General features: G+C 38.3%; 12 protein-coding genes and 1 pseudogene. 10 read left to right on the top strand and 3 right to left on the bottom strand.

All coding sequences use genetic code 11. The features are described 5' to 3' along the window. Positions 1-11 precede the first annotated feature (11 nt). From SJY45_RS10245 to SJY45_RS10255, 3 genes are all read right to left on the bottom strand, one after another. Positions 12-1,658: a glycoside hydrolase family 32 protein gene (locus SJY45_RS10245; RefSeq protein WP_400070505.1), complete on the bottom strand. Its 1,647-nt coding sequence runs from the start codon at positions 1,656-1,658 to the stop codon at positions 12-14. Continuing rightward, positions 1,655-2,983 carry a sugar porter family MFS transporter gene (locus tag SJY45_RS10250; protein WP_400070507.1) on the bottom strand — a complete coding sequence of 443 codons (1,329 nt, stop codon included), beginning with the start codon at positions 2,981-2,983 and terminating at the stop codon, positions 1,655-1,657. Before SJY45_RS10250 ends, SJY45_RS10245 begins: the two co-directional genes overlap by 4 nt. Positions 2,984-3,222: 239 nt before the next feature. After that, a complete protein-coding gene (locus SJY45_RS10255; RefSeq protein WP_400070509.1) occupies positions 3,223-5,976 on the bottom strand; it encodes a substrate-binding domain-containing protein in 2,754 nt (917 codons plus the stop codon). Positions 5,977-6,346: 370 nt separating this feature from the next. On the opposite strand from SJY45_RS10255, the gene SJY45_RS10260 reads away from it, so the two are divergent. From SJY45_RS10260 to SJY45_RS10305, 10 genes and pseudogenes are all read left to right on the top strand, one after another. Next, positions 6,347-7,180 carry an alpha/beta fold hydrolase gene (locus tag SJY45_RS10260; protein ID WP_400070511.1) on the top strand — a complete coding sequence of 278 codons (834 nt, stop codon included), beginning with the start codon at positions 6,347-6,349 and terminating at the stop codon, positions 7,178-7,180. 95 nt (positions 7,181-7,275) lie between these two features. Continuing rightward, positions 7,276-8,181, top strand: coding sequence for a family 16 glycosylhydrolase (locus SJY45_RS10265; RefSeq protein WP_400070513.1), 906 nt, complete (start codon positions 7,276-7,278; stop codon positions 8,179-8,181). 166 nt (positions 8,182-8,347) lie between these two features. Continuing rightward, on the top strand, positions 8,348-8,923 hold the full coding sequence (locus SJY45_RS10270) for a Crp/Fnr family transcriptional regulator (RefSeq protein ID WP_303404302.1): 576 nt from the start codon (positions 8,348-8,350) through the stop codon (positions 8,921-8,923). A gap of 78 nt (positions 8,924-9,001) precedes the next feature. Further along, positions 9,002-9,495, top strand: a pseudogene (locus SJY45_RS10275) (GlcG/HbpS family heme-binding protein). Between the two features lie 97 nt (positions 9,496-9,592). Next, a complete protein-coding gene (locus SJY45_RS10280) occupies positions 9,593-11,038 on the top strand; it encodes a Dabb family protein (RefSeq protein ID WP_400070515.1) in 1,446 nt (481 codons plus the stop codon). A gap of 179 nt (positions 11,039-11,217) precedes the next feature. After that, complete coding sequence (locus tag SJY45_RS10285; RefSeq protein ID WP_400070517.1) at positions 11,218-11,736, top strand: NUDIX hydrolase; 519 nt, start codon at positions 11,218-11,220, stop codon at positions 11,734-11,736. Positions 11,737-11,888: 152 nt separating this feature from the next. Next, positions 11,889-12,794, top strand: a complete 906-nt coding sequence (locus tag SJY45_RS10290; RefSeq protein WP_215438030.1) for a YihY/virulence factor BrkB family protein — start codon at positions 11,889-11,891, stop codon at positions 12,792-12,794. Positions 12,795-12,945: 151 nt separating this feature from the next. Continuing rightward, on the top strand, positions 12,946-13,689 hold the full coding sequence (locus SJY45_RS10295) for an SDR family oxidoreductase (protein ID WP_215438029.1): 744 nt from the start codon (positions 12,946-12,948) through the stop codon (positions 13,687-13,689). Positions 13,690-13,731: 42 nt separating this feature from the next. Then, positions 13,732-13,971: a Rho termination factor N-terminal domain-containing protein gene (locus SJY45_RS10300; RefSeq protein WP_215438028.1), complete on the top strand. Its 240-nt coding sequence runs from the start codon at positions 13,732-13,734 to the stop codon at positions 13,969-13,971. A gap of 52 nt (positions 13,972-14,023) precedes the next feature. Next, positions 14,024-15,046 (top strand): AI-2E family transporter, encoded by a 1,023-nt coding sequence (locus SJY45_RS10305; RefSeq protein WP_215438027.1) that lies wholly within the window; start codon positions 14,024-14,026, stop codon positions 15,044-15,046. Positions 15,047-15,105: the final 59 nt, after the last annotated feature.

Genomic DNA, 15,105 nt, shown 5'->3' on the forward strand with positions numbered 1-15,105 from the left:
ATAGTTGAGTTTTAGTTAAATTTTAATTCATGTATTTCCAAAGCGTCGAGAGTAAAATTGTCTTGGTCCGAGGTTATCGATAAGGTTTCAAAAGGTGCGTGGGGAAAGAATATTTCGGTCATTACCGTTTGCCCATCATCGTAAAAAAGTTCAATGGATGTTTTATCCAAAATGATTTTTCCTGTCCACTCCTTTGAACGGGCCGTTCGTGGGGCCATTGAGTGTCTGTCCGAAAATTTTGGAGAGAAATCGGTTTTTCCCGAATTATCCCGGTTTATAAAATATTTGTTGATTTTAGCGTCGTACCCAAATGTTAAACTGTCCCCCTGTTTGTTAGAAAGGGAAAAAGTGTACTTCGCCTGAACCAGTTCAGAAATAGAAAAATTAATTTCAGTTTTAGATAGACTAATGGTTTCTGTAGTAGTCAAAACCGCTTTTCCGCGTATTGGAATAGCTCTATCCGCTACTTTTTTTGCACGGTAGTTCTCTAGCTCCTTAACCGGTTTGGAAACCAACCTGTAGGTATTAGTTCCTTTAATAAGGCCTAACTCTCTTGCTACTGTATTGGCACTTCTCCATTTTTCAGTAGGCACTTCATTGGCATATAACCAATTTGACATCCAACCTATAAAAAGTTTACCTCCTTCTGCCGTAGTAACATTGGACCACGTGACGCCTGCATAATTATCACGGCCATGGTCAACCCAGAAACTATGTTCCTTGGCAAGCTCCTTTTGAAAAGTATCATCTATTTTAAAAGTCTTTCCATCAAAATCTCCAACAAAATACTGTGTAGCTGAACCACTATTAGGACCACCAGGGTTTATGCTCACTAGCAAAACCCACTTGGTTTCATCTGTTCCTTTAACCGGAAGAGGAAAAAAATCAGGACATTCCCAAACGCCGTTATGGTTTCCTATACCTTCTCCAAATGTAGATAGCAACTCCCATTGTTTTAAATCTTTGGAGGCATAGAACATAATTTCCTGTCCTGCCGCCAAGACCATAGTCCACTGCCTCCGATCCTCGTCCCAATTTACTTTTGGATCTCTAAAGTCCGGTATGTTCGGATTTGCAATGACTGGATTTCCCTTGAATTTAGTATAAGTTAGACCTTCGTTCAGTGAATAGGCTATTGCCTGAGTTTCATCAATAGTTTTCCCCGCCTTTTCAGCTTCCATATCGTGGTAAGTAAACATGGCCACTACCGGGGTTTTACTATCCTCTGAAAAACCGGAAGTATTATCTACATCTACCACTGCGCTTCCGGAAAATATATAACCCAGCTCATCAGGATAAAGTGCAATAGGCTGCTCTTTCCAGCTAATCATATCGGTACTGATGGCGTGACCCCAATGCATAGGCCCCCAGGTGTTCCCATCTGGATAGTGTTGAAAATAGAGATGATAATAGCCATTATAATAGAACATGCCATTGGGGTCGTTCATCCATCCTTTTTTTGGTGAAAAATGAAAATTAGGCCGATACATTTGTTCTTCCATATCCTTTTTTATTGCCAATGCCATTTCTGAGTCTTGCTTAATTTCTTTAGAACTGGAATTAGCTTCTTTACATGAACTTGTACTGCATAGCATGCCCAAAGCCAATAAAAAACCTAATGGGTTCTCTGTAAGCCGGAGTTTTAAAAGTGTTTTCATTTGGTTGTTTTTAGTTTTATTAAAGTCTTACTGAGTTTCTCTAATGACATCCCCTTTGTTTCCGGCATGACCAAGGCAACAAAAAATAACTGTAGCACCATCATAAAAGCGAAGAATGCAAATACCACTGCCGGGCCTATGCTTGCAAATAACATGGGAATCAACGAAGGAATTACAGCTGCTAAAATCCAATGAACCGAGCTACCAAAACTTTGACCATAACCCCGTAAATGATTAGGGAATATTTCCGAGATAAAAACCCATATAACTGTTCCTTGGCCTATGGCATGCGCAGCGATAAATAGAAAAAGAAAAATAGGAACGGCCAGACCGCTCCACCCAAAGAAAAATGCACAGGCTACCAATGAAAGAGATATTATATAACCCACTGAACCTATATACATAAGCTGTTTTCTCCCCATTTGGTCAATAAGAAAAATTCCCAATAGGGTAAATATCATATTGGTAAGACCAATACCTATACTACTCAATAATGCCGTACTAGCGCCCAGACCGGCCTCCTCCAGAATTCTTGGTGCATAGTATAGAAAAGCGTTTATACCGGATAACTGGTTAAAGAACGCTATGCAAAAGGCAAGAACTAATGGAAACCTATATTTCTTGAGAAAGATGGTCTCCCCAGCAACGACATTTTCATTGTCCGTGTCTATTTCTAACATAAGTTGCTCTACATCTACCCCTGGATTAATAGTACCTAGGACTTCCTTGGCCTCATCTACTTTTAATTTTGATATTAACCATCTTGGGCTTTTAGGAATCGTAAGGGCAAAAATGGTATATAAGGCAGCAGGAAGAGCTTCAACACCCACCATCCAACGCCAATCGTTTTCACCTACACCATTTAATAAATAGTTGGAAAAAAATGCAATCAATATCCCAAAGACAATATTGAACTGATATAGTCCAACCAATTTTCCACGGTCCTTGGGCGGAGCTATCTCAGAAATATATGCCGGTGCGGCAATGGTAGAAGTCCCCACTCCTAAACCTCCTATAAAACGAAAGACTGCAAATGTTATAGGATCATTAGATAAAGCAGAACCAATTGCAGAGACCGTATATAAAGCCCCTATCCATATCAATGTTTTTTTTCTCCCTAGGACATTAGTTGGAATACCTCCTAATAAAGCACCTACAACCGTACCCCATAATGCCATTCCTATAACAACTATACCATGAAATGCATCAGTAGATGCCCATAATGTTTGAAGTTTTTTATCGGCTCCGGATATAACAACCGTATCAAAACCAAAAAGAAATCCTGCTAGTGCCGCCGTAATGGACCAAACCCATATTTTTTTCATAATCGTAATTCTCTATTATCACGACTAAAGTATTCTTAAAATATAGCATCATATTTTACTAATGTTGCAATTTGTTATGGTTTCGTTAAGATATGATTAGAAAAAACCTAAATAACTCATAATCTGGATATTATAAATAACTTTAACATTCAAACTAACCAGAAGATTATAATTATGTTACCTAAAGTATAAAATTGATACCTCAGGTTTATATGAAACCTTATTGAACATATGTTGCGTTACAAAAAGGATTTACGAAAAGAGCCAGGTGAAGTTCCAAAATTGTTTTTGAAAGTCGTAGAAAAGTAATTGGGTGATGAAAATCCGGTTGCATATGCAATTTCAGAAATGCTCAAAGTTGTCGTCTCCAGCATAGATTTTGCTTTCTCCAGACGTATTTTGCCAATATAATCACTAATACTTATTCCCATAATAGCTTTGACCTTTCGGTAAAGCTGTACACGTGAAATATTTAAATTTTCGGCTAAATTTTCTACGGAAAAGTCCGAGTTGCCCAAGTTATCATTAATTAAAGTATTCATTTGGTTCACAAAATGCTGTTCTATATTTCCAAACGAATCGGTCTGCTCTATCTTGTGAATATTACTGGTATAATAAAATCTAAGTTTTTCCCTATTATACAGCAAGGATTTAACTGATTGCACTAAAATGGAATAACTAAACGGTTTTGTAAAATAAAGGTCCGCACCGGATTGAAGGCCCTTTAAATATGATTCTTGATCGCCCAGTGCCGTTAATAGCACTGTGGGTATGTGTGATGTACGCAAATCTCTTTTTAGGATATCACAGATTTCAAAACCATTTTTATCCGGTAGATTAACATCGCATATAATAATGTCCGGGATTATCTCCAAGGCTTTTTCTATAGCGTCCGTTCCATCCGATAAATAGATATCATATTCTAACTTAAGTTTATTTTTGAGAAAAATGGAAAGATCCTTGTTATCTTCAATAATCAATATAGAATATTTCTCTTTACCATTTTCAGGAGCTTGTATTAAATAATTATCATCCACAAGATGCTCGGAAGTAAAATCTATAACACTGGTATCTATCAGATCTTGCTCCGTAATAATTTCATCTTCATTAAAATGGGCTTGACCTTTAAATAGGGTTATTATAAATTCTGTACCGTGAATGGACTTTACGTTTATAGAACCTTTATGCATCTCCACAAATTCCTTACTCAGGTGCAAACCTATTCCCGAGCTATTCTTTCTATTGTTGGAACCTTTGAAAAAAGCTTGAAATACTTGGTTCAATTCTTTTTCGGGTATACCCATTCCTGAATCTTTGAACCGGATATAAACTGTATCTTTATTGGACTCGTCTTCAATGCTCACCTCTATCTTTCCATTATCAGGAGTAAACTTAAAAGCGTTGGACAGTAGATTAAAATATACTTTGTCCATTAAATTTCGGTCTATAAACAACTCCAAATCCTCATTATTGGTAATTAATTTAAAGTTGATATTTCTCTTTTTTGCTTCCCGAACAAAATCATTAACAATGTTTCTAGAAAACTTGAACACATTTGTTTTAGACGCTTTTAATGAAAACTTACGGTCTTCTACCTTCCTAAAATCCAAAAGCTGATTAATAAGCCTTAATAGCCGGTTAGAATTATTGTGAACCAGTTCTAACTCGTTCATCATTCTCGCCCCCTTATCTTTAGTCATTTCCCCCAAAGATTCAACAGCACTCATGATTAGGGTAATTGGTGTCTTAAACTCATGCGAAAGGCCCGTAAAAAAATTGAGCCTTGCCTCATTGCTCAGTTTTACTTCTTCTGCAATTTTCTCTATTTGATTTCGCTGAACCGTGATTTTCCTGTTCGTAAGCTCTAGCTGCCTGTTTTTTTTGCGGATGGCAAAAATAGAATATACACTGTAAAGCGCCAAGGCCAGAATGGTGACCAATAGAGCCATTACTATTTTAAGCAAATTGCTTTGTGCGTAATAACGGTCTTCCAAAGTCTTGATCGCCGTTATTTGGTTTTCTATGTTTTTCTGTTGTTCGTTAATTCTATCAAACTGGTTTTTCATAATATCGGCGTTCACCTCATTTATGATAGTAGTAGATAAAATGTTGTTTTTTGGCACCAATTCTTTGTTCAAAATTTTCAGTGCCAACTTTATGGCTTCGTCTCCGCCGGTTGGGTAAAGTACGGTGGCCTTTAAAATGTTGTCCTTTACCGCTTGGATACCACCATTAGGACCAGATAGTCCGTCTACCCCTATGAAATCCATTTGATGTTCCAGTCCCATGTTGCGTGCTATTTCCCAAGCCCCAACAGCCATTCTATCATTATGTGCAAAAACATAATTAACATTGGGATGCCGTTCTAAAAGAGATTTAAACTTTTGTTGTATGGATTCCTTTTCCCAATTACCTTCTATACGGGCAACAATTTTTGCAATGGGATATTGATTTATTGTCTGGTGGAACCCAATACTTCTTTCTTCTGCAGGAGAGGAACCTGACAGTCCTTTTATTTCTATAATTCTAATGGAATCTTTAGTGCTCGAAGCAATAATTTCTTTGGCTGCATTACGGCCTACTTCAATATTATCCGCACCTAAATAGGCCGTGTATTTCTGATTTTCGGTCTTACGGTCTACCACCAAAACAGGTATACCCAGGTCTAAGGCTTTTTCAACAACAGGAGTTATGGGCTTAGATTTTATGGGAGAAACTATTATAATATCCAGACTATCCGCAATAAGACCTTCTAGTTGTTCTATTTGCTTTTGCACTTCATAATTTGCATCACGAATAGCCAGTTCAATATTGGGATGCAAAGAAGTCTGAAGCAACATAGCATTATTCATTGAACGACGCCAATCATCATTAGTCATCGCTTGGGAGAACCCAATACGAATCTTCTTTTCTGAAGTTCGTTCATTACATGAAGAAATTAGCAGTACAATACATGCTGTACATGCTAATAAAACATTCTTTTTGAAAATCATCTATTAAGTTGGCTTTGGGTAAACTTAATGAAAAATATAGATAGTTTTTCCTCAATAAATAAGATTGTAATATTCTAATATCCATGCATATCTCAAATAAGTCTCTATTGACAATTCAAGAACTACTACTTGACAAAGTATTTTATCGGTCATTTCTAAATCCGGCAAAAGCAAACTCCCCTCTCGATACTTTACAGCTGTTTCTGTTCCATTTTCAGACACTCCCCATGTAGCCCAGAATTGGAAATGAGCGAAAAATTTCAAGGTAATTCTTTTCCCCTACCACCAAAAGCCAACAACCTTTCATTTATCTTGAGTGAAGTCTATATAGTTTTTTCGTTAACTTGTACATAGGGCTCCATGTATAGAAATGAAAGAGATTGAAATACAAAATAACTCTAAAACATTATCAGCAACTTTGTTTGATGATAACAACAGTGAAACCGTTTTAATCATTGCGTCGGCTACGGGGGTAAAGCAGGAGTACTATGGTAAATTCGCCAAGTTCTCCGAAGATAATGGAATTACCGTTGTCACCTTTGATTATACTGGCATAGGTCGTTCTCTAAAAAGACCTATCAAAGAACTAAAAACCAACGCTGCAGATTGGGGTAGCAATGATTTGGAGAGCATAATACAATACGTCATAAATAATTACCCAAAATCAAAGAAAGTAATTCTTGGGCATAGCATTGGAGGGCAACTAATTGGGCTGGCTAAATCAGCTAACAAATTGGACAAAATAGTTTTAGTAGCAGCGCAATCCGGTTACTGGAAATACTGGAAAGGAATTGGAAGAATAAAAATGTGGTTCAATTGGCATGTTCTTTTTCCGTTTCTCATAGCTACTTTTGGCTACCTAAATTCCAAGAAAATTAGCGGAATGGAAAATCTTCCAAAAAACGTTGCCAATCAATGGCGAAATTGGGGAAAGAACCAAGATTACATTTTTAGCGATACATCTATCAATGAAACTTTCTATGAAACAGTAGAGACAAATGTAACCGCTTATAGCATAGATGATGATGATTTTGCACCTAAAGAGGCGGTGGATTGGATGACCATGAAATACAAGAATGCAAGAAGAAAATCAGTACATTTAGATCCAAATGATTTTCAAGTCGATAAAATCGGACATATTGGAATATTTAAAGAACGTTTTAAAAATACAATTTGGACCCAACTTTTGAATGAAATAAAATAACAAGGTCTCAACCAAGTATATAAAATCACAGCTCACATTTGCCCCCTGCGTTTCATATACTAATCGTTCTACAACAGTACAAAATCTAACCACAATTGAACAATTCTATTTCTATACCAATGCAACTACCCAACCTCCTATTAACAATCCTTTCCCTATTTATTACCACCACTGCATTTGCTCAAGAAACCCCTTATTTCAAACCCGGAGAGGACCCAAAACAGTCTCAGCAGGAGTGGAAATTAATTGATAACATGTCCGATGAATTTAATGGGAAAAAGATAGATGAAAAGAAATGGCAGATTTCAGGTCAGGGGTGGATAGGCCGCGCTCCGGGATTCTTCCTGGCTGAGAACATTTCCGTAAAAAACGGAAGCCTGCAGATAACCACAACTATGTTACCGGAACCCATAATGAAAAACAATAAAACCTATACCCACGGCGGCGGTTACGTTGGCTCTAGAAATGGCATGACATACGGCTATTACGAATGCGAAATGAAAGCGAACAAAACCTTTATGTCCTCTACATTTTGGTTGATCAATGAAGGAAAAGACCTAAAAGGCTGTGATAAAAGAACAACGGAATTGGACATTCAGGAGTCCGTTGGACAAATAACGAACGATGCCGAATGGATGAAATACTTTGACCAGACCATGAACTCCAATACCCACAGCAGAAATATCCCTGAAGGGTGTGAATACGAGAAAGGATCAAGCAAAGGCAAAGGAGAGTTAGGCGGAAAAGCTTATGAAGATTTCCATGTTTACGGTGTTTGGTGGAAATCCAAGGATGAGATTATATTTTTCTTGGACGGTAAAATGCAATCCAAAGTAACGCCCCCGGCCGATTTTGATATTGAAATGTACTTACGATTGGTTGTTGAAACCTACGATTGGAATCCGGTACCTAAAGACGGTGGCATGACAGGTTCAAAAAAAGACAGAACCACAACGTACAATTGGGTAAGGTCATGGGAATTGGTGGATGACAAAAATTAGTATCATCTTCACTAATCATACTAAAATTGGTTACAAGGCTAGTGTTATAAACACGCCATCAAAACCTAGGTTTAAAACAGGTTATTTCCATCTCACCAAAGGCCCAATATAATTCTTTCCTCTATATTGCAATAAACAATTGCAATATAGAGGAACAAGGCAATAAATGTCACACGATTTACTTATAAAACATATAGAAAAGAATGCCCAACTTTCTAAGGCGGAACAGGAGGTTTTCTGTAGCTTCTTTCATACTAAATCCATAGAAAGAAAAGAGTTTTTATTGCAACAGGGGCAGGTCTGTAAATTTGAAGGTTTTGTAACGGAAGGTTGTTTTAGGGTTTTTACCTTGGATAAAAAAGGGAATGAGAACACCCTTTATTTTGCGGTAAAAGATTGGTGGCTGATGGATATTGATAGTTTTATGAACCAAATTCCATCCGATCTAAACATAGAGGCCATTGAGGACAGTAAAATACTCTTGATCAATAGACAGGACAAACTTGCTCTTTATAATTCTTTGCCCGTTGCAGAGAAAATTTTTAGGGTCATGTTCCAAAAAGGTTTGGTTTCGTGGCAAAGGAGATTGGTACGCAACCATTGTTTGACCGCCAAAGAACGTTATCTCCATTTTATCCAGACCTATCCTGAGATATCATCCAAACTCACGGACAAGCAAATAGCGGGTTATCTTGGTATTAGACATGAATTCTTGAGTAAAATTAAAAAGAGCGTCAAATAATTTTTTTTGAGTTGAACTAGTTCAACTCTTTTGCCAACTTCATTCAAGATATTTGCCTATCTAAAAATGTAAATAGCCATGGAGACCAAAGCTTTATTACCCAAAGGCATAAAAATTCTAGCCTTTCTCGTTCTTTTCAATACGGGTGTTGCCTCTTCTCAAACATCAACAGATATTTCAAACGAAAATGCCCTACAAGCTGTTTTAGCGGCCAAGGAAAAAGCTGAAGCTTTAGAGGTGCCGGTAAATATTGCCGTAGTAGATGCAGGTGCCAACTTAAAAGCCTTTATCCGTATGGACGATTCATTTCTAGGAAGCATAGATGTAGCGATTAAAAAGGCAAAACGTCCCGTTATTTTAATATCAACACCGGAGACCTAGGTAAGCTTACCCAACCCGGGGGTATTATTTATAATATTGAACTTACAAACAACGGACTCGTTTCGTTTCCGGGCGGAATTCCTATTAAAAACGAACAAGGAAAAATTATAGGTGCCATAGGGGTTAGTGGCGGAACCATTGAACAGGACCATGAAATAGCCTCCGTGGGAGCCAACGCCATACTTGAATAATTTAAAAAACAGCATCATGAGCCGCTTAACACTATGTATAACTATCATCGCACTGTCTCTCTCACAACTGTGTATTTCGCAAAATACAAATGACCTCATGCCCTATCTGCAGGATTTCAAAAGTGTATCTGCGAACAATACGGTAACCATTACGAGCTATGAAAAAAACGGTGCTCAGTTTTTTGTATATGCCGGAGGTTTTGGGGGTATAGACATATTTAGCTTGAACAAAGAGGGTAAGCTTAACCCAATAGGCACTCAAGAACTTTATAAAAAAGAAGGTCCGGCTAGAGGCATGGTGGCGGACAACATTAGCGGTACGGACTTTTTATTTGTAGCAAATAAGTTCGGTAATGCCATTGAGACTTTTAAGATTTTAGATGATGGTTCTTTAGAACGACTTAGCCTGACCATGGATACTGACGAAACGCACCTTGGGATTGCCATTACACTGCAGGTAGTTCATATGAATCAAGGATCTTACCTGTTTATTGGTGGCTTGGAAGAAACACCTGGGTTGAGCAGTTTTAAAATCCATAAAGATGGCAAACTCACCCACGTGCAATCTATGAAAGATGATGAAAAAATTCATACAGACGGAATCATAGGGATGTTCACACACAAATTAAAAGAAAAAACGTTTTTATACACTGGCGGGTTTCAAGACAATGGCGTGAGCAGCTTTAGAGTGTATGAAAACGGTTCTTTTAAAAACATAAATAATATTAGCGATAATACTACAGATAGATACTTAACAGGGGCCTATCCAGTAACCGGGGTAAAACTTGGAGACAATCATTATATCATAGTGGGCCACAGGCACCATAAATACTATAAAAGAAATGGCTTTATTAAAAACCCGGACTTTGTATATCATGGTGATGGGGTAAGTGTTTTTAAAGTGAATAAAAAAGGGGCTTTAGAACCTCACTTTGTTTTAAAAGATGATGAAAACACTAAACTGCAAGGGCAAACAAGAATTGAGGTCGTTTCCGTAGATAACAATGAAGCTATTTTGGCCGTAGGAACTCGGGACGATGCCAGTATTCAACTTTGTAAGTTAACCGAAGACGGGACGCTCACGCCTCTAAATTATCTAGAAAATGGTTTTTCTATTTATTATGGTCTGCGGTCGCATCAAATAGATGATGTTAACTTATTAATAGCCGGCTCCAACAGATTTGACCTAAAGAAGATAGCAACGTATAAGGTTGCTCCTAAGGCAGATAGAGGTGATAAAGTCTTAAGGCACATCGTTAACCTGAAATACAAAAAAGAAGCTACCGAAGTAGAACTTAACGAAGCCGTGAATGCCTTCTTGAATCTTAAAAAAGAAATTCCTGAAATCGAGAACATAGAATGGGGTCTTAATGATAGTAAAGAAGGAGCTAGCAAAGGGTTTACCCATGCCTTTACGTTAACGTTCAAAGATGACCATGCTAGGGAAATATATTTATTTCACGAGGCACATATAACCTTTGTAAATAAAATTGGACCTTTAATTGATGATGTTTTGGTTATGGATTACTGGACAAAACCCTAACTACAGGGTGTTTTCAGGATTGTCCTATTTCTAGGGCGGGCACAGTTCCGGTTTTTTAAAAAAGTTGTTCTGCATTTTTGAGTTCGATAGTTTTAAATCGAAAAAATGATTACTTATGCAAACGGAAATTGAATACCCATTTCCATTACGCGTAGCGTTTAAAACGACTAGACTTTTTGATGCAAAATTTAAAGACCCATTTTCACCCCGAAGTAACAACCCTAGAAAATAAAACGGTTTTCACAAGATTGGCCACTAGAAGTATCGCCATAAAAGAGCAAAACATCCTCTTGCTCTATACAGAGAGATATGAAGATTATAGCCTCCCGGGTGGCGGTTTGGATACGGACGAGGACAAAATTGCAGGAATGATGCGTGAGCTTTCAGAAGAAACCGGTGCTACGGACATACAGAACATTCAACCTTTTGGCATCTACGAGGAGTATAGGCCATGGCACAAATCAGGTTTTGATGTTCAACACATGATTTCCTATTGCTACACTTGTGATATTAGTGAAGAACTAGGTACCCCAAACTTGGAGCACTACGAAACCAAAAACGGTATGAAAGCCGTTTGGATCAATATTCACGACGCGATACGTCACAACAAGCAAACCATGGCCTCCAGTGATAAAAAAGGGATGTCCATTGAACGGGAAACTTTCTTGTTAGAACTAATTGCAAATAAAATTCAATAGCCCCCATACAAACATTATATTCGCTTAGAGTTGCCCACCCAGCTTAAATTCAATTCCATCAAAACATAACGCATATCGGTCAACAATTTGAAATCCGTAGCGGTAATTTTACTCAAAATTGCTCGCGTAGACCCTACGGTAGTTTCAAAAATATGACAGCTAACGAAACCGATAAAAAGTTTAAAATAAAACACTTGCCCAAGTTAATCGTAGACACCTACAAAGCTTGGGAAGCGGACGACCCTTTTAGGTTGAGTGCAATTGTGGCTTATTATGCCGTACTGTCCTTACCGGGACTTTTGGTCATTATCATTAATCTTGTGGGTTCGGTTTGGGGTACGGATATTGTTCAAGGTGAATTAACCCAAGAAATTTCCAGTGCTCTTGGGCGTGATGCCGCCGAAGCCATACAGTCTATGATGATCGAAACGCAAAATGAAGACCGGAGTACCATTGCCAGTATTCTAGGAATTGGCACCCTTATTTTTGGTGCCACAGGGGTTTTTTATCACTTGCAGTTATCCCTTAACCAAATATGGCAAGTGCAGCCCAATCCGGATTCCAGTATTCTAAAAATGCTGATTGACAGGGCCAGAAGTTTCGCCTTTATTCTCGCAATCGGCTTTTTATTGTTAATCAGTTTTTTGGTAACCACCGCCATCTCTGCATTGAACGGATATATACGTAGCATTCTCCCGGATGTTATTGTTTACATCGCCTATTTCCTTGATTTTGCCGTTTCTGTGGGTATTATTACCGTTCTTTTTGCCTTAATTTTCCGTTACCTGCCCGATACTAAAATACGGTGGAAAACGGTATGGATCGGTGCGTTGATCACAGCCACATTGTTCGTTCTGGGCAAGTCGCTCTTAGGTTATTATTTTGGTGAAGCAGATCCAGGTTCTACCTATGGTGCAGCAGGAACGATTGTCCTGATTCTTTTATGGGTATCTTACTCTTGCCTCATTCTCTTTTTTGGAGCGGAATTCACATGGGTGTACGCTAAAAGATACGGACACGGAACACCACTAAAATCTTCAGAAAACCTCATAAAATAGTTAGTTCCAAAGCGAAATCCCTCTTATTCACCTTCCCCTTTTCAAGTAGCAATATGGTTATAGTCAATAATTATTTTGATGTGATTAAACCGTTTTACCAGTTATCCCAACCTTTGTTTCAATTAGAAATTTGATTTAAAAAAGAAATATTATGAACATAAAAGATAAAGTGATTATCATAACGGGAGCATCAAGTGGAATAGGCGAAGCAACGGCGCTTAAACTATCTAAAGAAGGTGCAAAAGTTGTACTTACCGCACGCCGTGAGGACCGCCTGAAAGATTTAAAGGAAAAGATTGAAAACAATGGTGGTGAAGCCTTGATTGTAACGGGAGATGTTACCAGCAAATCGGACTACGAGGAGCTCGTTAACAAAACACTGGAAAAATTCAACACCATAGACGCCCTCATCAACAATGCAGGTTTAATGCCTTTATCCTACGTTGAAAAATTAAAGACCGATGAATGGGAAAAGATGGTAGATGTAAATATAAAAGGGGTACTGAACGGTGTGGCTGCCGTACTTCCTACCATGATCGAAAATAAAGGTGGTAACATTATAAATATCTCTTCTAGTGCCGCACATAATTATTTTCCTGGTGGAGCGGTATACTGTGCTACAAAATCTGCGGTAAAAATGTTTTCCGAGGGACTTAGACAAGAATTAGCACCTAAATATGGTATTAACGTAACATCTATAGAACCTGGTGCTGTCTCCACAGAACTTACCGATACTATTACGGACGAGGATATTAAGGAAACGTTCAAAGAGATGCAAAAGATGACCTTTTTGGAAGCGGAAGACATTGCCGAAGCCATTCATTACGCCTTGGTTCAACCGGCCCGAGCTAATATTAACGATGTCTTTATAATGCCCACGGAACAGCAAAAATAAACCGGTACCCTTAAGAAATGTTGAATCTAAAATTTTACCAAAATGGATATACCAAGTGTAAAGAACGAAGAACAATATGAGGCGTTGCGAGACAAAGGATACAGTAAGGAAAAGTCTGCAAGAATAGCAAATTCTCCCAATTCGGGAAAGAAAGGTGGCAAAGCCAAACCGTATGAAGAGTGGACCAAAAAGGAACTCTACGAGCAGGCTAAAAATGTGGATATTGAAGGAAGGTCAAAAATGACCAAGCAGGAGCTCATCCATGCTCTAAGGAACAACTAGGCTGCCCTTCTTCCCCTACTGAACATCATTTCAATTAAAATCAAATAGCGCCATGAAAACTATACACCCAAAAATTATACGTCAGCTTTTTGTGCTATTGCTAATAGTACTCATAGGAGGACTCATTTTTAAAGAAATGGCCCCGTATTTTTCGGGTGTTCTAGGAGCTATAACATTGTATGTTTTACTGAAAAAGCCAATGGCTAAGTTGGTAAATAAAGGCTGGAAGCCAGATTTGGCTGCCGGCCTTTTAATGTTTGCTTCGGTCATAATTATATTAATTCCGGTTTCCGGAGCGGTATTGATGCTGGGCAACAAAGTAAGCCAAGCCGTAAACAACTCGGAAAAGGTTACCAAAGCCGTAAAGGAACAGCTCCAAAATGTGGAGCAATACGTGGGCTATGACCTATCTTCGGAAATTGACGTTTCCGCGGTTTCGGGCTGGTTATCAGATAGCTTACAAGGTTTTGCGGGAAGTACATTTACTTCGGTAATTGCCATAGGTATTATGTATTTCTTCCTTTATTTTATGCTTACCAATAGGAAAGAATTACGCGAGTCACTCTATGAATATATCCCTATCAGCACAAATAATCTAGAAACTATTGGCAGCAAAATAAGACGTATGGTACGCGCCAATGCCCTTGGCATTCCTTTGGTTGCCATTGCCCAAGGTGTGGTTGCTTTGATCGGTTTTCTCATCTTTGGTATTCAGAATCCTTTTTTCTGGGCCGTAATCGTGGCCATTGGGTCTATGATTCCGTTTGTAGGGAATATGCTGGGCACATTGCCCGTATTTATATTGACCCTCTCGGCAGGAGATACTTTTCAGGCTTGGGGAATCTTAATCTACGGTATAGTCATAGTAGGATCTACGGATAATATCATCAGATTATACATTTTAAGAAAATTAGACGATGTACATCCTTTAATTACCTTGGTTGGTGTTCTCATAGGTATTCCCCTTTTTGGGTTTATAGGGCTTATTTTCGGTCCGTTGTTCGTTAGTCTTTTTCTAATTATCGTACAGATCTACAAACAGGAATATGGCAAACAAGATGGGGAGACCATGTAAACTTCACTGCTCTCCCTAATCCCGAAACTAGGTTTTTCGTACCCAAGACCATCGGTATC

The organism is Zobellia russellii (assembly GCF_044597075.1).
GTDB classification, from domain to species: Bacteria; Bacteroidota; Bacteroidia; order Flavobacteriales; family Flavobacteriaceae; genus Zobellia; species Zobellia russellii.